Origin of the sequence: Fulvivirga sp. M361, assembly GCF_007097395.1 — a bacterium.
GTDB lineage: Bacteria > Bacteroidota > Bacteroidia > Cytophagales > Cyclobacteriaceae > Fulvivirga.
In genome coordinates this window covers 51,088-74,779 of the sequence record NZ_VKDC01000033.1, presented here as the reverse complement: position 1 = coordinate 74,779, position 23,692 = coordinate 51,088, and the positions used below count along the sequence as shown (strand labels likewise).

General features: G+C 43.1%; 17 protein-coding genes. 11 read left to right on the top strand and 6 right to left on the bottom strand.

Translation table 11 applies throughout. The features are described 5' to 3' along the window. Positions 1-186 precede the first annotated feature (186 nt). The 4 genes from FNH22_RS25095 to FNH22_RS25080 are packed head-to-tail and all read left to right on the top strand — an operon-like array spanning position 187 to position 12,254. A complete protein-coding gene (locus tag FNH22_RS25095) occupies positions 187-3,714 on the top strand; it encodes an RHS repeat domain-containing protein (RefSeq protein WP_143401258.1) in 3,528 nt (1,175 codons plus the stop codon). Position 3,715: 1 nt separating this feature from the next. Continuing rightward, positions 3,716-11,422: a DUF6443 domain-containing protein gene (locus tag FNH22_RS32465; protein WP_221420351.1), complete on the top strand. Its 7,707-nt coding sequence runs from the start codon at positions 3,716-3,718 to the stop codon at positions 11,420-11,422. After that, a complete protein-coding gene (locus tag FNH22_RS25085; RefSeq protein ID WP_143401257.1) occupies positions 11,422-11,799 on the top strand; it encodes a hypothetical protein in 378 nt (125 codons plus the stop codon). Before FNH22_RS32465 ends, FNH22_RS25085 begins: the two co-directional genes overlap by 1 nt. Continuing rightward, the gene (locus FNH22_RS25080; RefSeq protein ID WP_143401256.1) at positions 11,796-12,254 is read left to right on the top strand and encodes a hypothetical protein; all 459 of its coding nucleotides are present in this window, start codon (positions 11,796-11,798) and stop codon (positions 12,252-12,254) included. Before FNH22_RS25085 ends, FNH22_RS25080 begins: the two co-directional genes overlap by 4 nt. Positions 12,255-12,620: 366 nt before the next feature. Here the strand turns inward: FNH22_RS25080 and FNH22_RS25075 are convergent, their stop codons facing one another. Together FNH22_RS25075 and FNH22_RS25070 are read right to left on the bottom strand one after the other, a co-directional pair. Next, a complete protein-coding gene (locus tag FNH22_RS25075; protein ID WP_185154400.1) occupies positions 12,621-12,839 on the bottom strand; it encodes a hypothetical protein in 219 nt (72 codons plus the stop codon). Positions 12,840-13,050: 211 nt separating this feature from the next. Continuing rightward, entirely contained in the window at positions 13,051-13,263 is a 213-nt protein-coding gene (locus FNH22_RS25070) for a helix-turn-helix transcriptional regulator (protein WP_143401254.1), read from the bottom strand. A 190-nt stretch (positions 13,264-13,453) separates the two neighbouring features. Between FNH22_RS25070 and FNH22_RS25065 the strand changes: the two genes are divergently transcribed. From FNH22_RS25065 to FNH22_RS25045, 5 genes are all read left to right on the top strand, one after another. Continuing rightward, a complete protein-coding gene (locus tag FNH22_RS25065) occupies positions 13,454-15,013 on the top strand; it encodes a hypothetical protein (protein ID WP_143401253.1) in 1,560 nt (519 codons plus the stop codon). A gap of 67 nt (positions 15,014-15,080) precedes the next feature. Continuing rightward, positions 15,081-16,046 (top strand): tyrosine-type recombinase/integrase, encoded by a 966-nt coding sequence (locus tag FNH22_RS25060; RefSeq protein ID WP_143401252.1) that lies wholly within the window; start codon positions 15,081-15,083, stop codon positions 16,044-16,046. Beyond that, complete coding sequence (locus FNH22_RS25055; RefSeq protein WP_143401251.1) at positions 16,030-16,713, top strand: site-specific integrase; 684 nt, start codon at positions 16,030-16,032, stop codon at positions 16,711-16,713. Before FNH22_RS25060 ends, FNH22_RS25055 begins: the two co-directional genes overlap by 17 nt. A gap of 45 nt (positions 16,714-16,758) precedes the next feature. Next, positions 16,759-16,926 carry an integrase gene (locus FNH22_RS25050; RefSeq protein ID WP_143401250.1) on the top strand — a complete coding sequence of 56 codons (168 nt, stop codon included), beginning with the start codon at positions 16,759-16,761 and terminating at the stop codon, positions 16,924-16,926. A gap of 204 nt (positions 16,927-17,130) precedes the next feature. Further along, positions 17,131-17,418, top strand: a complete 288-nt coding sequence (locus tag FNH22_RS25045; protein WP_143401249.1) for a hypothetical protein — start codon at positions 17,131-17,133, stop codon at positions 17,416-17,418. 766 nt (positions 17,419-18,184) lie between these two features. On the opposite strand, the gene FNH22_RS25040 is transcribed toward FNH22_RS25045, so the two are convergent. Continuing rightward, a complete protein-coding gene (locus FNH22_RS25040; protein ID WP_143401248.1) occupies positions 18,185-18,451 on the bottom strand; it encodes a hypothetical protein in 267 nt (88 codons plus the stop codon). A gap of 468 nt (positions 18,452-18,919) precedes the next feature. On the opposite strand from FNH22_RS25040, the gene FNH22_RS25035 reads away from it, so the two are divergent. Further along, complete coding sequence (locus FNH22_RS25035; protein WP_143401247.1) at positions 18,920-19,135, top strand: hypothetical protein; 216 nt, start codon at positions 18,920-18,922, stop codon at positions 19,133-19,135. A gap of 334 nt (positions 19,136-19,469) precedes the next feature. Further along, positions 19,470-19,757, top strand: a complete 288-nt coding sequence (locus FNH22_RS25030; RefSeq protein ID WP_143401246.1) for a type II toxin-antitoxin system RelE/ParE family toxin — start codon at positions 19,470-19,472, stop codon at positions 19,755-19,757. Between the two features lie 166 nt (positions 19,758-19,923). On the opposite strand, the gene FNH22_RS25025 is transcribed toward FNH22_RS25030, so the two are convergent. The 3 genes from FNH22_RS25025 to FNH22_RS25015 all read right to left on the bottom strand — a co-directional run bounded on the left by FNH22_RS25025 (position 19,924) and on the right by FNH22_RS25015 (position 23,678). Beyond that, complete coding sequence (locus tag FNH22_RS25025; RefSeq protein ID WP_143401245.1) at positions 19,924-21,348, bottom strand: sulfatase; 1,425 nt, start codon at positions 21,346-21,348, stop codon at positions 19,924-19,926. A gap of 254 nt (positions 21,349-21,602) precedes the next feature. Further along, entirely contained in the window at positions 21,603-22,418 is an 816-nt protein-coding gene (locus FNH22_RS25020) for a purine-nucleoside phosphorylase (protein ID WP_143401244.1), read from the bottom strand. A gap of 297 nt (positions 22,419-22,715) precedes the next feature. Further along, on the bottom strand, positions 22,716-23,678 hold the full coding sequence (locus FNH22_RS25015) for a lytic transglycosylase domain-containing protein (protein WP_143401243.1): 963 nt from the start codon (positions 23,676-23,678) through the stop codon (positions 22,716-22,718). Between the last annotated feature and the right edge of the window lie 14 nt (positions 23,679-23,692).

The following is a 23,692-nucleotide window of genomic DNA, read 5'->3' as shown; positions in this document are numbered from 1 at the left end:
GCTAAAGTTAGTGTTTTCTAAGGGCAAATTATGGTATCATCAGGTCTGGAGATATTCCTGAAGCACTGTGTTTCAGGGTTTAAGACGATGATGAAAGTAAGATGGTAATTTATGTTTTTCAGTCAATACTGATCCCAACGAATACCAGTGAGATCGATTAAAATGTAAACGGATTACGTAAACACAATGGATATACTTAACAACCTTTTTAAAAAAATAACCTTAATCATCATCATAGGGCTACTTTATTTTCAGATAGGAGTACTGTACGCTGAGAGTATGTGTCAGCAACTTCCGGTTTCCAGTCAGGTTATCCCACCCTCACCAACGGCCGGGGCACTGGCGAAATATGGTAATATCCCGGTAGAAATGAACAAGGGAATGGCCAACGTTTCTATTCCTATCCACACGATCGTAGATAACACATTATCATTACCCATCAGTTTAAGTTACCATGCTTCAGGGCTGAAAGTCCAGGAAGAAGCTTCATGGGTAGGCTTGGGGTTTTCGCTGAATGCAGGAGGAGTCATAACACGTACTGTGAGAGGCATTCCCGATGAGTTTCACAACGGTTATTTCAAAAACCATGAAAGGATAAGTATACTGGCAAACAAAATAGCGCAAGGGCAAAACCTGACCCAAGACGATGAGACGCTTACGTATCAGATATATAAAGGTGATGTAGATTCGGAGCCGGATGAATATTTTTACAATTTTAACGGAAGGTCGGGAAAACTATTATTTGATGGTGGCACGGGTAGTTTTGTTCCGGTCCCCTATGAGCCTATCTTGGTTGAAACCAGCATAACTTCTTCCGGAGGTGGCTTTACCCTGGTCGACGAAAATGGTGTTCGCTACTCCTTTACATCACAAGAAGAAGGTGAATATAAAAAGGCATTTATAGGGCCAGATCCCGGTGATCTGCCCATTGAATATCCGCAATCCTGGTACTTAACCCGGATAGTTTCAGCAAACGCCCTTAATACGATCAATTTAAAGTATACAACACCCTATATAGTAGAGGATACTGAGAGGAGGCTTATGTATCAATCTTTACACCTGATTTCCAACATTAACGGGATATGTCCACCAACGGATAGAATAGATGTACACGTACCTAAAAGAGTACGTAGAAAGCTTATCAAATTAACGGAAATTACTTTCGAAAACGGTAGCATACGTTTTGTATCTTCTAGTGATCGCTTAGATATACCCGGAGAGTTCAAACTCGACTCTATTAAAATCTATAGCCTTGGCGAGTTACGTAAAACTTTTAACCTGACATATGATTATTTCAATGGCAATCGTCTCAGACTGGAATCTGTTACTGAACAAGGCACATCACTTGCCGGTGCATTAACTCATCATTTTGAATACTGGGAAGGGCGAATGCCATCTATCTATTCCAACAGCCAGGACCATTGGGGATTCCATAACGGTGTAGCCAATAGTCACCTGATACCTGAAGGGCAATCCAGCATTCCTTATGACGGTGCTGATCGGGAATCTTCCAAAGAAGTGTGCTATGCAAGAACAGGAATGTTAGCCAAAATTACATATCCTACCGGCGGTTATACCTCATTTGATTATGAAACAAACACCTATGCGGATGCTACTCTTCTAAATTTGGACCAAATACCACTGTCTCCTGTTTGGACAGGTCCTTCCAAGGTAGGTTGGGATAAAACCATACCTTCTCAGATCATTAATGAAGAAAGTGCACTGGTTATACAAAGCGCACAATCAGTCGATGTAAAAGTAGAGTTGGTGAGCACCGGCATTAGTGGCCTGCTCCCTGATATGGGCACTAATTTTCCGCATTTTAGATTCTCTATTTTCAATACAGGTACCCAACAGGAAGTACTCAATTATGCTACTAATACGGGTGGAGAAGCGAATCGTATAGTAGACTTAGGGCCTGTTTATTTAGCAGAAGGTAATTATACCATAAAAGCTGAAGTAATCGATGAAGAGTGGATCGATATGGCTACCGGTGTGCCAGACGACTATTACGGTAGGGTTTCTGTTCAATATGTGCCCTACAAACCAATAGACCAAGCCACTGCAGATGATCTGGAAAAGCCTGTGGGTGGGATAAGGATTGCCAGGATCAGAGATGTAGATCCTTTTGGGCACCCTGAACAGGTCCGTACATTCGATTATTCAAAAGAGTTTGTCATTAACGGAAGAGCGGTCCGTTTATCCAGTGGGGTAATGACCAACATTCCCTCATACACCAATATCTTTGTCCAGGCAATCTCTACGGGTATTGCTTGTACCAGGGAATTATGTCAATATGTAGCCATTAGCGCCAGTAATAATACATTAGGTACAGGCAGTGCAGCGGCCTACACGCAAGTAACCGTTCGTTACGGTGAAAATGGTGAAAATGGCAAGACGGAATACTATTACACCAACCCTGACATCAGCAGGAACGCTTTCCCTTTCCCTGCTTCTGACCCTATGGATGGTGCAGGTTCCAATCTTTTGATAAGAAAAGCGGACTATAATGCCTCGGGAAACATTCTCCGTGAAACTATAAACACCCATAGTATCAGAAATAGTAGCCCCGATGAACCGCATTATACCAGGAACCTGGCCCTTAAAGTGGGCTTGGAGACCGCCGATTTATCTTGTCAGCGTCCTCTTACCGATGGTTTGAAGTTTTTAAGCGATGCTTATTCACTCTCTAATTCCTGGTTTTATCTGAGTACGGTTACTGAAGTACAACACTTTCCTTCCGGTGCTGTCACTAACGTAACCGAATACATTTATGACAACCCCGAACACCTCCAGGTGACCGAACAAATCACCACGTATAGTGATGGAACTACTACCCGTATTAAGACCAAATACCCGCACGACTATGCGTATGCCTCTGATCCATTACTAACTCCTAACATGGCGCTTATCCATAAGCATGTTTTCACATCTCCTGTAGAAACACAACTATGGCGTCTGGAAAATCAAGTTAACCACTTAACGGAAGGGCGTATTATGACTTATGACTCTACGGTGTTATTACCCACTATTATATATGAGTGGGAAAGTGAGCGATACATAAGCCAATTGAACAATGAAGTGGTCAATGCGGAAGGGAAATATGTAACGCTTCTAAGTGATAATCTGAGATATATACCTAAAACATATCTTACTTATGATATCAACAGCGGCAGTTTAATAACCAAAAAGACCAACAGTGAAGAAATAGGTTATGTCTGGGGGTATAATGATCACCTGCCAGTCGCACAGGTAGTAAATGCAAGTAGTGACGAGATCTTCTATACAGGTTTTGAAGACAGCACAGATGGAAACAGTGCAGATGGAGATAGCAAGACAGGGCGAAAAAGCAGGACCCTTGGTTATACGAAACTCCTGGAAGGACTTCCATCCGGGAAATATTTATTGTCTTATTGGATAAAAACTTCAGGACAATGGCAAAAGCAAGAGTCAGAGGTTTCAGTTACTACAGGCAGCTATACCATAACCCTGACCGGTCAAATTGATGAAATAAGATTTCGTCCCGTAGACGCTCATATGACCACGTATGTTTATGATCCTCTGTTTGGCATAAAAGAAGTTATAGACCCTAACGGTCAGTCTTTACACTATATCTACGACGATCAGGGCAGATTAACACACGTTTTAGACCAGAATAAAAAGGTCGTTGAGTCCACCACCTACCAGCTGGTTCAAAACTCTAAAAATCCCTGACATGAAGAAGATTCTGCTCCCAATTATTGCCAGCTTTACGTTATTCTCTACCTTGTGGGCGCAAAATACGGGTAGGATCATTCCCCCGAACGGAGGGAGGATAGTAGTTGATGTTTTTGGACGATATACTTACAGAGATACTAGCCCGTTTCCGATTCCAATAGAAGAAGGTACAGCCTGGGAGGTTATCGGCAATCACGAAAAGAGAAATGAAAACTCTTCCAGTATAGACATTAAATGGCTAACGGCAGGGCAAAACGTAAAGGTGCGTTACTACATAGATGGGAACTTGATAGACCAGGTATCATTTACTGTAGAACCTCCACCTACTCCTCCTACCGCACCTACAGCAAGCCATGTTTCGCGCTGTGGTCCTGGTACAGTTACATTGACGGCAGTTAATAATGAACCCGGGGCTACTTTAAGGTGGCATGATGTAGATAACAATAGGGACCTGGGTACGGGTAGTAGTATTAATGTAACACTAGAAGAGTTCGACTGGATAAATGAAACTGTGATCCGAGCCTTTACTGTTACTGCCTATAAAGACGGATTACAATCCGGCACTTTTGTAAATGCCATTTTTGCAACAAAACCAGGAAAGCCCGAAACCTTTTCAACAGACATGAGTTGTAGCGGACAAACCACGGTCACGTTGCCACCACTGGAGAATAATGAATATACTTATTATTGGCAGACAAGCCCTACGGCCATCGTCAAAGGAGATCGGGCTCATACCAGGACTTTCACTACTCCCGGTACGCATTACATTAGGATCGAAAACTTTGATTGTTGGAGTGAGGCGAAGAGGGTGGATGTAGACGTAAAAAGGACGCCGCAGGCACCTGTCGTGGAACTGATCCGGCAATGCGATCGTATTATTGCTAGTGTCACCCCCGTACCGGCTGGTGGGGAAATATATTGGCAAAATGATTTGTTAAGTAGTGATACCGGTATACCCTTTCTTATGAGGGAGTTCGATACGCCTGGCATATACTATGTGCGTGGTAAAGATCAGGATTGCTGGGGACCGGCTACCAGAGTGAACATTCCAGGTTTGGAAGCACGCCCTCCTAATCCTATAGTATCACATCATTTGAACGCTTGTACCCCTGCTTCATTTGTTTTGAACGCCCGAGCTCTTGAAGAAGCGCAAAACATCAGCTTTTTATGGTACAATGAAGCAGCTCCCAGTACTCCCTTAACCGATGAGCACGGTAACCTGGTGACTACCGGTGAATACAGGACACCCTTGATAAACACAAACACTGCCTACTATGTAGAAGCAGTTAATGCTTCGGGGTGCTCAAGTGTGGGGCGCCCTACCATTCGAATATCATTTAATACCTATGAAACACAGGATGTCAATCGTGTGGTTAATATCAGGCCAAATATCCCTTTAGCCATAGATGAATTGAACAGCCTTTCTACAGACCAAAAAACGGAAACGATCGTATATTATGATGGACTCGGTAACTCACTTCAGCAAATTGAGGTAGCTTCTGCTCCATCAAAGAAACATATCAAGCAGCCCGTGGTATTAGACGCATTTGGGCGTGAGAATGTGGTCTATGCAGCTTATTCTGATGCAGATAAGTGTCTTTCAAATGAAGAAACCATAATAGATAGGCAGTCCCAATTTTATAATTCAGGTAACTCCGTAGCACAGGATGTAGCTCCTTATGCCCAAATCATTTATGAATCTTCACCGCTCAATCGGGTATTGAAACAAGGAGCACTTGGATTAGCTTGGCAACCTAACCCGGACATTAGTGTTAAAACCGATCGGGTAATACATTACAATTATGATGTTAACCTTCTTAGGGATAAAGTTTTTTACTGGTATGTTGATTCTGCCGATCAACTCGATGCTTTGGGCTTTTATGGTGACTTTTTACTTAACAAAACCATCACTACCGATGAAAAGGGTCATGCCGTCGTTGAATTTGTAAATAAATTAGATCAGACCGTTCTCAAAAGGTTACAAGCTGATGAAACAGTAAATATGACCCAATTCGTCGGGGGAGAATGGGCTGATACCTACTATGTTTACGATGATTTTGGTAATCTGAGATATGTATTACCTCCCAAGGCAGTTGAAGAAATAGGTAATCCAGGTACTTTTCCTTATACTCCGGACGCTGCGCTTTTAGCCCGTTGGGCTTTTCAATATACTTACGATGGTCGCCAACGGATGATCTCCAAAAAAGTGCCTGGCACTGATCCTGTTTACATGGTATATGATCAACGAGACCGTCTGGTACTAACCCAGGACGGTAATCAGCGAGACAAAGGAGAATGGCTGTTCACCAAATACGACGCCTTAAACCGCCCTGTAGGTACAGGAATATATCGTAACGGTTCCGACCGGGAGACGATGCAGCGCTATGTGGATGCGGTGTATACCCAAGAAATTTCCTGGGTTCCCAGCGGTCCGGTCACCTACGAGGAAGGCGTGCTGACCCGGACCAGCGGCAGCGGCTGGGGAAGCGCTGGAGCCGCTACGGCTGTCCATATTGCCACTGGTGAGAATGGCTTCATTGGAATGGAAGCCACTGAAACCACCAGTTATCGCATGTTTGGGCTGTCAGATACCGATGTGAATGACCACCATAATACCATTGATTATGCCATATACCTGAACAATGGTGACCTGAGGGTATATGAATCGGGGGCACAGCGAGGGATCTTTGGGCAATACCATACCGGGGATGTCCTTGTCGTAATGCGGGAAGGCACTACGATCCGGTACTTGAAAAACGGGAAAGAGTTTCATCGCAGTGGAGTTCCTTCCAGCGGACCTTTGGTAGGAGATGCTGCCTTTTTTGATGCAGGAGCTACCTTAAAACCATGGCAGCCTTCTTATTATGAGCAGCGCGGGGAAGATACCTTCAGCTATACCTCTCAAAGCTTTCCTTTCAGTGTAGCGGAACAGGATTACCTGACCATCACCTATTACGACGATTACACCTTTCATCATGCGAGCTTACCGGAATACCAGTACCAGTCTACTGCTCAGCACCTTACTTACTTTGATCGTGTGAAAGGCCAGGTGACCGGCACGATGACCAAAGTCCTCGGCAGCGACCGGTGGCTGCGCAGCGCCACTTACTATGACAACCGCTACCGTGTGATCCAGCAAGCCAGTGATAACCATAAACAAGGGACCGACCGGATGGCCAACACCTATGATTTTGTAGGTAAAGTGCTGGAAACCAAAAGCAGTCATTACACCCCTGAGCCTATTGTATGGCGTAACCAGAAAAACGTGAAAGATGCCAATGACCTGTTTACTTCTGTAGGGGTAGGCTGGAATGCGGGTCTATCTACCCTCAATACCCTGGAAGAACACCAGGACGGTTGGGTAAGTAGCGTTGTCACCGACTTGACCGGCCAACGGTTTTTTGGCCTCAACGATGTGGATCATAACACCGTTCCTTTTGAAATAGATTATGGGGTGTATTTATACAATGCTTTGATCCGGATGTATTACAAAGGCTCCCCTGTGGTTGATCTGGGTAATGCAGAGTTAGGAGACGAGTTAAAGCTCTCGCGTGCAAGTGGAGTGGTCAGGCTTTATAAAAATGGCGTCTTACTCCATACGTATGATAGCTTGAGTACGGGTTCGCTGGTATTGGATGTGTCTTTAAATCATCAGGCAAGTTTGGCCCACCTGGATTGCTCTTTTGGAGTGCCTCGTTCAAACGATACGTTTCCCTATTCGATGGTTTGGACCGGATTGAATAACATGACCGTCAACGAAGACAGCCTGATCAAAACCAATGTCACCGGCTGGAATGGGAATGCTTCTTCATTGAACAGGCTGGCAAAGGGTCAGGACGGATGGATGTCGTTTCGGGCGGTGAGCGCTGCGCATGACCTGATGATCGGCCTGTCGACACAAGATGTAAGTGTGGCTTACGCCGGGATCGATCACGCCATTAATTTGCGTAAGGACAGTGCAGTGTTTATCGTTGAAGAAGGGGTTTTACTGGGCAACTTTGGCAGTTATCAGGTGGGGGATACCTTTCGGGTAGAGCGCAGTGGTGACCTTATTTACTACGTAAAAAACGATGAAGTACTGCATAGTACTACGGTAGCTTCCAGTACTTCTCTGATCGTAGATGCTTCATTTTCCTCTCCCGAGGCCTCTGTATCGGACCTTCAATGCTCTTTCACTTTCGATGCTCCCCGGGAAAAGCGTATTGACCAGACCCGCAACTATGACTACGATCATGCGGGACGGCTGATCCATACCTGGCATGAGCTGACGTTCCCCGTCACCTGGGTGGATAAGGAACATGTGAAAGAGGTCTCGAATGGCCTGATAAAAACCTTGCCTACGGGACAAGGATACGGAGGGGCAGCTTCTCTTCAGGAGATTCCTGAAGGCAGGGATGGAAAAGTTATTATTCCCATCCAATATAAAACCGGGTATAGGGTGATCGGGCTATCGAATGAAAATGTTGATTCACATCGATCCACCATTGATTACCGTTTTGATATTGGTTCAGAACTTAATGTGAAAGAGTATGATTCTGACATTCTCATTGAAGCTCGACCGTATGCTGTGGGAGATATTGTGGCCATTGAGCGGCAGAATGGTCAAATTCGATACTGGCATAATCAGGAATTGATTTACACCTCTTTACACCCTACTCAGGAGCGACTTATAGTAGATGTAGCGGCCTATGCCCAAGACGTTTTGATTGAGAATGTGTACCTGTCGAGAAGATACTTATTAGCACAGAACCAATATAATGAACTCGGCGAGCTGATCGAAAAGAACCTGCACCAAGAGTCAGGAGCACCAGGCTTTGCCCAGAGTGTGGACTACCGGTATACTATCCGGGGGTGGTTGACCAACATCAATAATGCTAACCTTACCAGCAACGCTGACAATCAAGACACAAATCAGCCCACAGACTACTGGGGCATGGAATTAGGCTATAACAATGCACTAACAGGAGTGACAGCTACTGCTGCCTATAATGGAAACATTAGCGCAACGAAGTGGAGTAACGACTTAGGACAGGAAACGTCAGGTTATGGTTACAGCTATGATGCGATGAACCGGCTGACCGGGGCGGACTATCATAAAAATGCTGTCAATACCCCTGATTTTGATGTGTCCTATATCGCTTATGACCTGAATGGAAATATTGACAGCCTAAGTAGAAACGGAAAAGGAGGCGTCATTGATCAGCTGTCCTACGAATATGTCGGCAACCAGCTTCAGTACGTAGAAGATCCCACTGCCGAAGCGCAAGGGTTTATCAACGGCCATATAGGAAGTAATGGCAATGAAGATTATCTTTATGATGCCAATGGAAACATGACGCGCGACCTGAACAAAGATATCACCTGGATCACCTATAACCATCTGAACCTTCCAGAAACGGTGGAAAAGGGGAATGGAGAACTACTGAGCTATACCTATGATGCTGCGGGTATGAAGCTACAACAGGAAGTACATTCGACGATCTTGCAAGATACCTCTTATACACCCAGTGAGCTGATCTCCTGGAATCCTGCACTAACTGCTCGAAGTGTAATCGATGCCCCTGTTAGTGAGGGCAACAGGGTCCTCAGAGTATATGCAAATGGTTCCCATGGCTTACACCGGATCCACAAATACATGGCCCCACTCCAGGGTAAGCGGGTACGGGTAAAAGCCAAGCTCTACCTGCCTTCCGGCAACACGAATGTGGACGGGGTGCAGGTATATGTAGGTGACTATCCGGGAAGCATTTATACGGCCACCGACCAATGGATAGATGTAACGTTTTTCCTGGGGGATAAAGAGAATACCAATGATGGATTCGTCTCTTTTTTCATGCTCTCCGGTTCAGAACGAATTTTTGCAGGAGCTGACAGTGCTACGGATGACTTGTTTTATATCAAGGACATTGAGATCACCACCGTGGAACCGATAAAAACCACAGATTATATTGGTGAGTATATCTATGAAGATGATGAACTAGAGCTGATCCAACACGAAGAAGGGCGTATCGTTTTTGATCCGGTTACCGAGGCCCCGGATTACCAGTATTATCTCAAAGATCATCTGGGGAATACACGCGTTACTTTTACCACTAAACCTAAGTCAATCACCTTCAAAACCAATTATGAAGGCACACCCGATGATGATCAAAGCTTGTTTGAGGATGTCACGACTGTAAGTAACGACATCTTTGATCACACGGACGAACTAGGAACAACGTATACCCATGCACAACTTCTTAACGGAACCGAAGGTAGCAGAGTCGGTTCTGTGATTGCGATCCCTGTAGGGATGGGTGATACACTCAATGCTAAAGTGTACGCGAAGTATGTAGAAGTGACGGCCAATCCAACAGGTGCAGTGACCAATTTAGCCACTTCTATCATTAATGCGTTTACCGGGGGGATTGGTGGAACCCATGAGCTAGGTAATCAGAGCATTAATAATAACTTTGGTTCAGGATCTTTAATAGGAACCCCATCTTTCCCGGCAGATGGTGGTTCACCTATGGCGTTTTTGAATGTGATGTTCCTGCCAGAGGGTGAAACGATCACATTGGATAACAGTAGTTTTGCCTATGATCAGATCAGTACCACAGCCAGTCAGCAGGTAGGTCAGCCAAAGAATACCAATTATGACGAGTTAAGTGTAACTGATTTTATAGCTCCATCACAGGGTTATGTATTAGTCTATCTAAGTAATGAAAGCAGCACGATAGCCGAAGTGTATTTTGATGACCTGGAAATTGAAGTGAAAGAACACCCCATTATTCAGACTGCGGATTATTACCCCTACGGTATGCAAACAGCCGGAGGATATCAACGCATCACTGCTAAAGGCAATAATTACTTATACAACGGCTTTGAGTTACAAAAATCGTTAGATTGGGGGGTATACGATTATCTCGCGAGATATTATGATCCAGCTATAGGCCGATTCCTGCAAGTTGATCCTGCAGCTGATTTAATGAGAAGGCATAGCCCATATAACTATGCTTTTGATAATCCGATAAGATTTATTGATCCCGATGGGATGATTCCAGCGGGAGTTAATGATCCGCCTTTTAATAGAAGCAATGTTAGAAAGGTAGGTGGAAGATTAATTGCAAGAAGAATGACCACTGGTGAACGAAAATCTTTTAATGTAGGTATGGCTGTTGCTTCTACATTTGCTCCTGGAGGTGCTGTAATTGGAGTAGGAACTGAGATCAGTAAAGCCAGCATTGGAGAAAACAACACAGCAATTTCTACAACCGCCCAAGCTGGTACAATAGGAACTTTAGATTTCATAACAGATGCAGGTTCTAAAGACGCTATGGTTGGTCAAAACAGAGGAATGCTAAAATCTGCGAATTCAATTGTTAAAAAAATTGGTCGAGGTCTTGGGCTACTTGGAGCAGTGACCGAGATGGCTTCTGATGCTACACCTCAAGAGGTTTTGGAAGAAACAACATTTGCGATTGCCGTGAAGAGTGATTTAGGGGCTTTGAATATTGCTAATGAGGGTGTTTTGAATTTTAATGATGATTCGCTGAATGAAGACCAAGCGATACAAGTTTTAAACAACACTTATAATGGTTTGAGTCAAGTATTATCACAATTTGATTTAACTAATTCAGATGATTTAGAAGTTGCACAGCAATATTTAAAAGATAATTTCCAACAAATCGTCAAAGACATAAATAATTTATCAAATCAACAATAGTGAAGTACTTAATTCTACCATTTATTTTATTCCTGATTTTTTCATGCCAACCTACATCAAGTACTGAAATAATTTATGGCAGCTGGGAGGCATACAAGAAAGTTTTACGGAATGGCGAAACAGGTGAAAAGTACACATTTGATGGTAAACCTTATAGAACCTCTTTGAAGTTCGATCTTTTCGAAGATGGTCGTGGGTTTGAATATTCGAATAATACCGAATTTCAATATTCTGTAAGGGATAGCATCTTGATTCTGGGTAATAGAAATTATATCATAGAGAATCTTGATGCTGAAAGTTTGATACTTTTAGAGTATAATGAAGATCATCCAGAAAACCCTATGGCTTTCAGATTATTTTTCAAAAGATCAAAATGACATTTGAGCTTGTTTCCATTAGTAAGTTCAGAAGACAGAAATCTTTGCGGGTATTGTATTCCATATGCCTCTTTTTGAGCATTGCCTTAGTACTTGGTGGAACTTATGGGGGTATGCCTATTCTTTCTATTTTGAACGCTCCCTTATCGGTATACATCACTGCAAGTATATTAGGGTTGATTTTTTTTCTTCTCCTACTAGATAATATTTTCAGTAGAAAATTCATACTAGGTCAATTGGCTTTCACAGAAGATGCCATTGAAGTTAACCTGTCAGAAGGCAAAGAAGTATTTATGATTAATAAAATTGGAGATTTATTAATAAAACCTGATCACACAGTAAACATAGATGCCGAAAAAACTTTATGGAGAATTCAATTCGTCTCTAATCATTCAAAAAAGTCTTTTACGTTTTTGATGACTTTTGCAGAAAGAAAACAGATAACGGTCATCTAATCGTCAAAAACGACTAGTTACTTATAAAAAAATCGATCTGATAGAATGAAGATTAGTAAATCATATGAATGCAAAAATCTAATTTACTTAGTAAGCATTGTGTCTCTCCTTTTCTATCAGTAGTATTTGACTTTAAGAAGCTGTTTATTTATCAAAACATCTCTTACTCTATTAGGAACAAAATAATTATACCTTATTCGTAATCGAGTCATTCAGAATCCGAACCCCAACTTTATGATATAGCTATTATTGAAAATGGGAAGTTTCATTCAATCACTAATAATAATTGGTACGAAAACCACTACATTGCTGATGCAATTTTTGCTCCCGTTGATAAGTAATTTAATCACTTTAGAATCACAATTCTTAACCGAACAGATATTTGAATAAAAGTATTATACCCAGAACAATCAGTACAGCTACAAAAAGCCTTCTTCTAAAAAGAGTTAGGCGTTCCATATGCGAAGGTTTTATCTTTCCTTCTTCATGACTTTCCTGAAGTTCTTCACTGTTTAATTCAGGGTAGGCAAAATACCTTGAAACCCAATTTTGAAATCTATTCCAGCTATTAATTTCTATACTCATGTAATTTACACATGAATTGTATTTCATTTGGTTAACCCTAAAAAACCTAAGTCTAATACCAGAGTCGATTTCATAAAGTTAATGAACGCTTAAGTCTTGTATTCTTGGTCATATATATGCATCAAATGAAAAACATATATGTCATTCAAAAAAATCACACTTATCTTCTCTGATTAGACATAAATGTATCTTAAGAAATACTTGAGGGGTTTTATTTCTTCTCAGCGATTAAGTCCGATACATTTACCTTGAGAAAGTCGGCTATTTCAAATAGTGTTTCCAGTCCTGGCTGAGCGTCATTTGTGCACCAACGAGAAACCGTAGCTTGATTTTTTTCTAACGCTCTGGCCAAATCCGCATTTGTCTTTTCCTTTTCTGCAAGGACAACTTTAATTCTGTTGAGTCTCTTTTTTGACTTAGTCACAGGTCGAAGTTAGTTAAAAACCCTTTTTATATAAAATTAGATCAAAGAAATACTGTATTGGATCAATTATTTGATTTAATAATTGATTATAAAATCAAAAATATATATTATTACATCATAATATTGACCTATACAATAATTAGCTCCATTATAGATGATTGTACAGAAAAAATAAATAAGTACGCAAAGCATGAAAAGTACTCTTAATACCACCAACCCCGACTGCCTCACCTACGAACACCCACCATTGGAAATTACAGTGCTAGGAGGAATCAGATTAGAGGGCTTAGATAGAATGAGAGTCACACTAAAGATCAAAACAGAAGAACAGCAGGCAGTTAGACATAACCTCGATCTGTATAACAACATCCAGGTAGAAAAGCTGATCCGGAGAGTAGCCGAGCGGTTAGAGATCGGAACGAGCGTGATCACTGCTGCACTCGTTGACCTCACCGAAGAGCTGGAAGATTACCGAATGAACGAGATCGAGAAACAAACCCAAGCCCAGGACAAACGCAAGTTCCTCACCCCGGAAGAAATCAAAGCAGCTCAACTGTACCTATCCAGTCCGAACCTGATCGAACGCACCAAAGAGGACATCGGCAAAGCCGGGGTCATTGGAGAGGAAATCAACCGATTATTGATGTACCTGATCTTTACGAGTAGAAAGAGAGAAAACCCACTCCACATCATCAGTTTAGGAAGTTCAGGGATAGGCAAAACCCATTTACAGGAAAAAGTAAGTGCCTTGATCCCGGAAGAAGATAAACTAGAGATCACCAGCTTGAGCGGCAATGCCTTCTACTACTTCGGCCAACAAGAACTCAGAAACAAACTGATCTTGATCGAAGACCTGGACGGTGCGGAAGATGTATTGTACCCCTTGCGTGAAATCCAATCCAAAAAGCGCATCAGTAAAACCATTGTGATCAAGAACACCAGAGGCGAAACCAAAACCGTGACCCTAAAAGTAGAAGGCCCTGTCAGCGTGGCCGGATGCACCACACGAGAAAGCCTTTACGGGGACAACGCGAACCGTTCCTTTTTGATCTACATCGATGAAAGCCAGGAACAAGACCAAAAGATCATGGACTACCAACGCAAATTGAGTGCGGGCAAAATAGACGTAACTGAAGAACATCGGATCACTGAACTGCTTCAAAACACCCAACGGGTGCTGCAACCTGTACAAGTGCGCAACCCCTTTGCCGAATCCCTGCACATCCCCGAAGAAGTGTTCAAACCCAGGCGAACCAATGCCCACTACCTGGCTTTCATTGAAGCGGTGACCTTTTACCACCAGTACCAGCGTGAAAAGCAATACGACAAGGACACCGGAGAAGAGTTCATAGCCACCACTTTAGATGATATAAAAGAGGCCAACGGCCTCATGAAAGAAATCCTGCTCCGAAAATCAGATGACCTAAACGGGGCAACGAGAAATTACTTTGAACGCTTAAAAGATTGGCTGCAAGCAGAAGACAAAAACAGCTTTACCAACGTGCAAGCCCGACAAGCTTTGCGTGTGAAATCCAGCAATCAGAAACGCTACATGGCCGCCCTGCAGGAATGGGGATTAATACAAAAAGTACAAGGTGATAAAAAGAACGGCTTTGCCTATGAAATCGCCACCTACGAAGACCAGAACCAGCGCAATAAGCGCATTACTACAGTGTTGGATGAAATACTGGTTCACCTAAGTAGTTCAAGAAGCCCAAAAGAAGTTCAATCCAAGAAACGAACCACATAATTACCTCTACAAGCTAGAAACCAAGAAAATCAAAGAAGTCCATTCCAAACCGAAAACACATACCGAAGTGAAAAAACTAACCCTCCAAACGGCAGCTTTTAGATACTTAGAACAAAGCTACGGCCAGTGGCTTGACATCCTGGGCTATGCCCCAAGCACCGTGCGAACGTTCCCCACCTACATCCGTGAGTTCCTGCACTACATGGAGAAAAACGGATATACCCAAATCCAGCAAATCGACATCCCCCTGATAAAAACCTACTACAACGAACTGTCCCAGCGCGGCAACCAAAGGCGGGGTGGTGGGTTATCTAATAACTACCTGAACACCCATTTAAACGCCCTAGACAGGTTACTGGAATACCTGAGAAAACAAGCACGGATCGAAATCCCACCTACCGGAATACCGAAGGAAACCCCAACTCCTGAAGAAGTTGTGCCGCTCACCTTAGATCAGGTAAAACACCTCTACCAGGCAGCTGATACTTGTGCCGAAGAGTACCAGGAAAAATCCCCGGGCTACTTTCGTTCAGCCATGCCTTTAAGGGATAAAGCCATCTTAGCTGTCTTTTACAACTGTGGCTTACGCAGGTCAGAAGGTGCAGCCCTGAACCTGTCCGACCTACATTACGATACCCGCTTATTGGAAGTAAAAAAAGGCAAAGGCGGCAAACCCCGGTTCGTCCCTATGAGCCTAAGCACCGTAGCCCACCTGCAAAACTACCACTACGAAGGGCGGCCACTCCTAATGAAAAAAGCCAACGAAGATGCCCTTTTCCTGAACCAGGAAGGGAAAAGGGCTACAGGAAATATGTTCAATAACCGGTTAAAAACCCTTCAACACTACAGTGATGATGCCGCCTTGCGACAAATGAAACTGCACCTGCATATCTTAAGACATAGCATTGCCACGCACTTACTTTACCAGGGCATGAGCTTGGAAAACGTAGCCCAGTTCTTAGGCCACTACTCGCTGGAAAGTACCCAGGTATACACCCACATCATGGAGAAACACTATGGATCAGCTAATTAGATATTTACAGCAAAAAGGCCGTTCGAAAAGCAGCATCAAAAGCTATGTTCGGTGTTGTGAAAAGTTCACAGCGTGGGCGGAATACAAGCACATAGCAATAGAAAATACCACCTATACAGATCTATTGGATTACATCACCGAATTACGAAAAAGAAACCTGGCCCAACACAGCATCATAGGCTACATGACAGCCGTGAGCCATTATTTTGATCATCTCATAAAGCTTAATATCATTACCGTCAATCCAGCCAAATACCTTCAACTAAAGAATAACCAGGCTCGAAAGCTCTATCCCGTTCTGAGCCGGGAACAATTAGAGCACTTATACACCCACTTAGAAACCAAAGCGACCCGAAATACCAGGCCGACCGCCAAAGCCTCAGCGATCAGAAACAGGATTACCGTTGGTTTATTAGTCTTCCAAGGGTTAAACTCCACCGCATTGGGCGCACTGACCGTAAGAGATGTAGATGTATTAGGCGGTAACATAACGATCCAAAGCAGTCGTACCCATGCCGCCCGGAACCTGCCGTTACAAGCTATTCAGATCATTGAACTCGACCGCTACATCAACCAAACCAGAAAAGAATTACAGCACGCTTTTAAGAAAGAAGAAAGTGAAGCACTATTGATCACAGGCTTTGCCCAGTTCAATGAATCACTCTGAAACCTGACCAAACGGCTGAAGAAGCAAGAACCCCAATTGCAATCCTTGAAACACATCCGGGCGAGTGTGATTACCCATTGGTTGAAGCAATACAACTTAAGAGAAGTACAATACATGGCCGGTCACCGGAAAGTCATGAGTACGGAAAGCTATCAACGAAACGATACCGAAGGGTTGCAATTGGATGTAGATCAGTTCCACCCACTAGGATAAACCAAACGATTATGAATCATAAAAATAGAAGTCCATAGGAAAAGGCATTGAATTAGATAATTTTACTTCCAAAAGCCGTATGTAAATCCAAACCTGATTTATAATACACCCGCTATGTTCCTGGCAAGGAAACGAACCAGGTCGTCCTTACGGCACGATGGAAGAGCTAAGGCGGGTTCTTTTAAACTTCCAAAATCCGTAAAAATGAAATACAAGAGAAAAAAAGAGCTTGAAAAGCTTATCGAACATATCAAAGGTGATTATGATGACAATTATGTTGTATTAAGCCGCTACCTGCAAAAAATAGCCTACTGCCTACACTTCGTTAGTGATCAGGATTTTTCACGGTCAGAACTACAGCAGTTAAGTTTTACGGTCTATGAGTTGGGCGAATGTTTTTACCATGCCGGTCAAGTGAGAAAACAACATCGTTACAAACACTTTTTGGAAGAGTTCGAACAGTTCTCCGTTCCTCCAAAACCACCCCGCTAGTCCGCCCCAGATCGCACAGGCCAACGCGCTGTTACTGCTTAAGGCAGTAATTTAGGTAAGGTGTGCCTGTGGTACTCGGCCGGAACTGAGCTCCATAAAAGCAAGGCTATACAAGCTCCCTGGGGTTGTCCTTGCTTTTTACTCCACTTGCCCGTCCTGTGTTCCTCGCCACGGCTGTTTCCTTTTACTTTTTTGATGAGTTATTAAGCCACCAGCGGCGCTATGGGTAAAAAAGTAAACCACAGCCCGAGTTATTGCTCGCCTGCGGCCGCCATCAGACACGGTCAGTCGGGCTATCGCCCTTTTCCTGCCCGGCTTCTGTCGAACTCGCACGCGTCTCGCGAAAGATCAACCCCAATTTATCTGCCGAAATGGAATGAAGGTAGACCCCAATCATGGGGCTTTTATCGTTGCAGTAGTCCTTAGCAGCACGAAGAACCGATACCACCAGAAGTTAATAAGCAGTTGGCTTGCATCATTTTTTTGAGGTAAGCACGCTGCACAAGCTGCCCATTGCCCCAAGCGCACTTACCTCAAAAAACGGTATTAGCTTGCTAACCTCCTGTTAATGAATAGATGTTTGTACAACAAAAAAATAAAAATGAAATGAGATTGTACAGAACGGTTTTTGCTTTTGTACAAGGTGAAAATATTTTTTTAAAAATGTTGTACAAGGTTGTACAATCTCAAAAAGAAAAAAATAAAATGTTGTACAAACTAGTCGCACATCGGTTTTTTGTAGGTTCAAGTTTTGAAAGAGACAGCATCATTCACCCTCTATCTTAGCCGCCAAATTATCAGGTAAAGCATCCGTAATATCAGCCTGATGATCTTTAAGTACCTGTTTCAACCGGATTACTATCTCGGGTTTTGCGCTTGAACGATCGTATTTTTCTGAAATGTCCGCTTCTATATCGTACAATTCGGGATTTTCGAGTGGTTCGGTCTTATTCCAATATACGATAGGCTCCGTTTGCTGAATATGTAATTTCCATTTACCGGATCGGACCGCATATAATTTTGCTTGATGCAACCGCTCACGATCCCTGAAACCTTACTCAGAAGAAAGACCTGTGAGCTTTATCATGAGTTGAAAACAGCGTTCGGTTACCACCCTTTTACCTTTCGAGAAGCCCAAAAAATCATTCAACTGCCATTGAGTATATAGCGCTGTCATTTCATTGCTTTGGAAAACAGTGGGTATATACAACGTGTGAGAGGAGACCGGAAGAATGGCTATTACTACGAAACCTTAAAATGATACGCTTATGAACTCTAAATAACCGCAGTCCTTAGGAAAAGCCTTTAAAATCAGTGCATTTACTCTCGGCATCGTAACGTTTAATTTTGTGCTACCTCACCCTGTATGGCTTGCAGTCGTAAACAACTGCCAATACCTTTTACGAGCATTGAGAGGCTAGACAGGGGTTCTTTTATTCGAACCCAAATGAAACTATCTGCCGAAAAAGACCTCTAAGTATTAACAAAACCGATTGAAGACGTGTATGCTGGTGATTACGCCTCGGTGCACCTGGACCTGAAACGCGCGATTTACGGTTTACACTTCTTAGCCAAAGATCGGTTACCCGAACGTGACCAGCGTAGCTTATGCTATGCTTTGCAAGAGTTGAGTGACAGCTTTTACGATGCCCATACCGAACATAGGATGTACATCGAGCTATTGGAAATCCATGAAGCTACTCCTCCTAAGTTCTAACCTGGTCCATTATTATCATGCTGGCCGCTTTTGTTGCGGCCTGCATTTTTGTTAGTGAAACCCAAATGACCAATGAAAACGTTATCTTTACAAATACAATAGATTATCAATTATGCGGACATCCACCATAAGAGAAGAAGTTCAAGATTATATTAGTCAGGCAGATGAACGCTTCATTCATTTGGTTTATGGTATGATACAGGCCGATAAATCTTCTGAATTTTTACTCAGCGATTCAGAACATCAAGAGGTCAAAAAAAGGATTAGTCGTCATAGAACAGGTGACTCCAAGTCTTATACATGGGATGAAGTAAAAAAGCGCCTTCAATCTTAAGTGGCCTATTTTTTAGAAATTAAGGAAGAAGCATCTGATGAGATTAATGATGCTTTTCATTGGTACGAATCTCGAAAAACAGGTTTAGGAGACGAATTTATCAGCTTGCTTGAAGAGTATTTTAATAGAATAACTGCTAACCCGTTGCTTTATCAAGCAGAAAAAGAAGTTCATGTTGCTGTTATGACTCGTTTTCCCTACAAAATTGTCTATGGCATAGAAGAATCATCTGTTGTGATCTATGCTGTATTCCACACTAGCCGAAACCCTAAAGATTTAGAGCGTTAATTATGTACCCTCTCTATGTCGGGTACGGTTTTACCAGTCGCTCGGGTTTCCGAGTGACGACTATTGACCAGGCCTCCGGCCGGGATGGATTATGACTACGAAAAATTAATAGAAGGGCTGGTAGAGATATCGGTTTTTGCAGGTTCAAGTTTTGAAAAAGACAGCATCATTCACCCTCTACCTTAGCCGCCAAATTATCGGGTAAAGCATCCGTAATATCAGCCTGATGATCTTTAAGTGCCTGTTTTAATCGGGTTACTACCTCAGGTTTTGCACTTGCACGATCGTATTTTTCTGAAATGTCCGCTTCTACATTGTACAATTCGGGGTTTTCGAGCGGTTCGGTCTTATTCCAATATACGATAGGCTCCGTTTGCTGAATATGTAATTTCCATTTACCGGATCGGACCGCATATAATTTTGCTTCCGTCCAATAGAAAAACTCGGACCTTGGGCTAACTTCCGTTGTCCCCTTTAGCACCGAAGAAAGGTCATAACCGTCCATTTTTCTATCTGCCGGTACTTTTGTGCCTGATAGTGTAGCAAAGGTATGGATCAGGTCCAGGGTAGAACCCATTTCACTGACAATGGCGGGCTTTACAATGCCCGGGCCCCAGAAAATGGCAGGTACTCTTTGCCCGCCTTCAAAAGTAGTCCCTTTGCCTGCCCTGAGTGGGCCTGCCGAACCGCCGTGACTTTTGAAAGCCAGCCAGGGGCCGTTGTCAGAAGTGAAAACCACCACGGTATTGTCTTTCAGGTTTACGTCTCGAAGTTTTTGAAGTATCTTGCCTACACTCCAATCTATTTCTTCAATGACATCACCATATAGTCCTTGTTTACTTTTTCCTTTAAAATCATCATGCGCAAATAGCGGGATGTGGGGTAAACTGTGGGCCAGGTATAAGAAAAAGGGCTGATCTTTATTGGCCTGAATGTAGCTCACTGCCTTTTCAGTATAACGATGGGTGATCGTGCGTTGGTCAGCAGGGCGTTCAATGATCTCATTGTTTTCCATAAGCGGAACATCATACATGGTTATATCCGCCTGGTAATTTGGGTCGTCCGTGTTTTTGAGATACTCTTTCCATTCTCCCACAGCGTTCATGTCATTGGAATAGGGGATGCCATAATAGTAGTCAAATCCCTGGGCGGTGGGTAGAAATTGTGGGAGGTGGCCCAAATGCCATTTGCCGATCATGGCTGTAGCGTAGTGCTTCTGTTTCAACACCTCTGCTATGGTAATTTCACTTTGAGGTAATCCTCCCGCCGAGTTGGGGAATAATACACCGCTTTTAGCCGAAGTCATCCCGTTTCTGATGGGATACCGTCCGGTGAGTAAACCGGCACGGCTGGGTGTACATACAGGCGCGGCTACATAAAATTGCGTCCATTTCTGCCCTTCAGCTGCCATCTGATCCAAATGAGGCGTTTTAATAGTAGGATGGCCAAAGCAACTCAAATCACCATAGCCTTGATCGTCCGTGAAAATGACAATAAAATTGGGGAGTGTTTTTTTAGTTTCCGGAGTGTCGGAACACGAGCAGCAAATTACCAGAAATGTTGCAATGAAATAATGTTCCAATTTCCCCATGATGCCTTGTTATTTAGAAAATACCGTACGACGTATTTTGAATAAGTAACTCAATTTTCATTGAAGGTACTTCATTTTTAAATTATAGGTTGAATTTTAACCTTTTCTGAAATACTTTCTATTTCAAGTATCTTATGAAGTTTTTGAGATGACCAGGCCAGGCATTATTAGGCAGAGGTAGTTGCACAACATAACGTTACATCAGTGTTTCAGGTCATTTTTTGATAACGGTCCTTCGTATTTTCCAAATAAATCTACAATGCCTTGATCAATTCAACATACAATGTCGTCAAAGCAACTTCTGCAGTTCCGGCAATGGCTATGATCTCTTCAATATTAGCCGGCTGTAGGTTGTCAGGATCACAATCGTCTGTTAATACGGATATCGCACAGCAGGGCAGACCCATATGAGCGGCTACAATGACCTCCGGTACCGTAGACATGCCCACAGCGTCTGCACCAATGGTTTTGAGGAACCGGTATTCAGCACGTGTTTCCAGGTTAGGGCCGGTCACAGATACATATACCCCTTCTCGAAGTGTTATGCCCTGGGTAGCGGCGATGTTCTGTAGCTTTTTATTTAATACCTTATCATAAGGTGCGCTCATATCCGGAAACCTTGGCCCAAACTCATCCAGGTTTTTTCCCCGGAGCGGATTGTCCGGTTGCAGGTTGATATGATCGTCAATGAGCATAAGCTCGCCTTTGGTCCATTCCATGTTCAGGTTACCCGCGGCATTTGAGATCAGTAATTGTTGGACACCTAATTGTTTAAGTACACGTACCGGAAAAGTAACTTCCTGCATGCTATAACCTTCGTAATAATGAAACCTGCCCTGCATGGCGATCACTTTTTTACCATGTACCTCGCCATATACCAATTTGCCACTGTGGAATTCGACAGTAGCTACCGGAAAGTTGGGGACATCTGTATAGCTGATCGTTTTTTCAACTTTCATAGCCTCTACAAACTGGCTTCCTAGCCCGGTACCCAGAATTATACCTATTTCAGGAGCATCCATACCATTTTCTTTAAGGTACGTTGCTGTTGCTTCAATGTGTTCTTTCATAAATGGATTAGGTTACTGTTTTCGGGCCACTGGATTTGATAACTGTGGGAAAAGCCGTAACAGCGCTTGTTGATGGTGATGTTTTTATTCGAATTTTTCAGGTTCGCAGCCTGATATATGTTGGTCATATTTTCTATTTGTGCTCAGTCCGGGCTATAGGGGTAAAGGTGCAATCCTACTTTCCCTCTGGCTATTGTAAGCTATGAAACTATGAAATAAAATCCAGATCAGGAAGGTCCCCAAAGTTTTGTTGCAGGTGTTGTTTATAGCCGCCATTTTGAGCAAAATGGAGAGGTTTTAAGGGGTGGCATCTTCAGGTATGGCAATGCGGTAGGTTTTGTTCTTTCTGACGTCCAGTTGCTCGTTTCTAAGCCAGGGGTTATGCCTTTTTAGCAGTTTGTAGTTAATGCCCTGCTCTTTGGCAAACTTTACCAGGTCTTTGATGTCTTTACTTACTTCAACGTACCTGAGCTTTTCCTGCTCATACAGGTGGTTGGTGTCGATATTGAAGCCATATTTTTTTGGGCGCTCGATGATCTCTTTAATGGCTAAGATGCGAAAGACATACCGGGACGTTTCGCTGTTCAATAATAAATCATAATAAGAATCTACCTGCTGATTTTTGAATGCCCTGCCTAACCCTGCCATGCCTCGATTATAGGAAGCGGCAGCACTGGTCCAGTTCCCAAATTTTTTATAAGCCTTTTTCAGGTATTTACAGGCCGCTTCGGTAGAACGTATAGGGTCATAGCGTTCATCTACATAACGTGTGATTTCCAGGCCATTTTCTTTTCCTGAAGACTTGAGGATCTGCCAGAAGCCTACAGCATTTTTCGGAGATACGTCATTCACAAAACCACCTTCTATGGCGGTAAGGTATTTGAAGTCATCGGGGATCCCGTTTTCAGCCAGTATCTTTTCGATTTGTGGCAGCCATCGGTTCGCTCTTTTTATGAGGAAGATAGTGCTGCTATGCCAATAGGTATTGATATGGAGCTCTCTATCCAGTCTTTCGGCAACGTCAGGAATTTCCAGAGGCACGCGTTCACCGGCAAAGGAAAGCTCTTTGGGAAGCTCCAGTGTAACGGCATAAAGGTACCCTGCATATTCTCCTGCCGGTGGGTTATCTAATTTATAAAAAGCCAGCTGATTTTCATCCGATGGACTTTTCACGGTCGTGTCATTTGCCTGATCGTATTGAATATATCCCAGTATCACTATAAACGCCAGCAGGGACATGAAATGCGGAAAATACTTCATAACCTAGTTTAAAA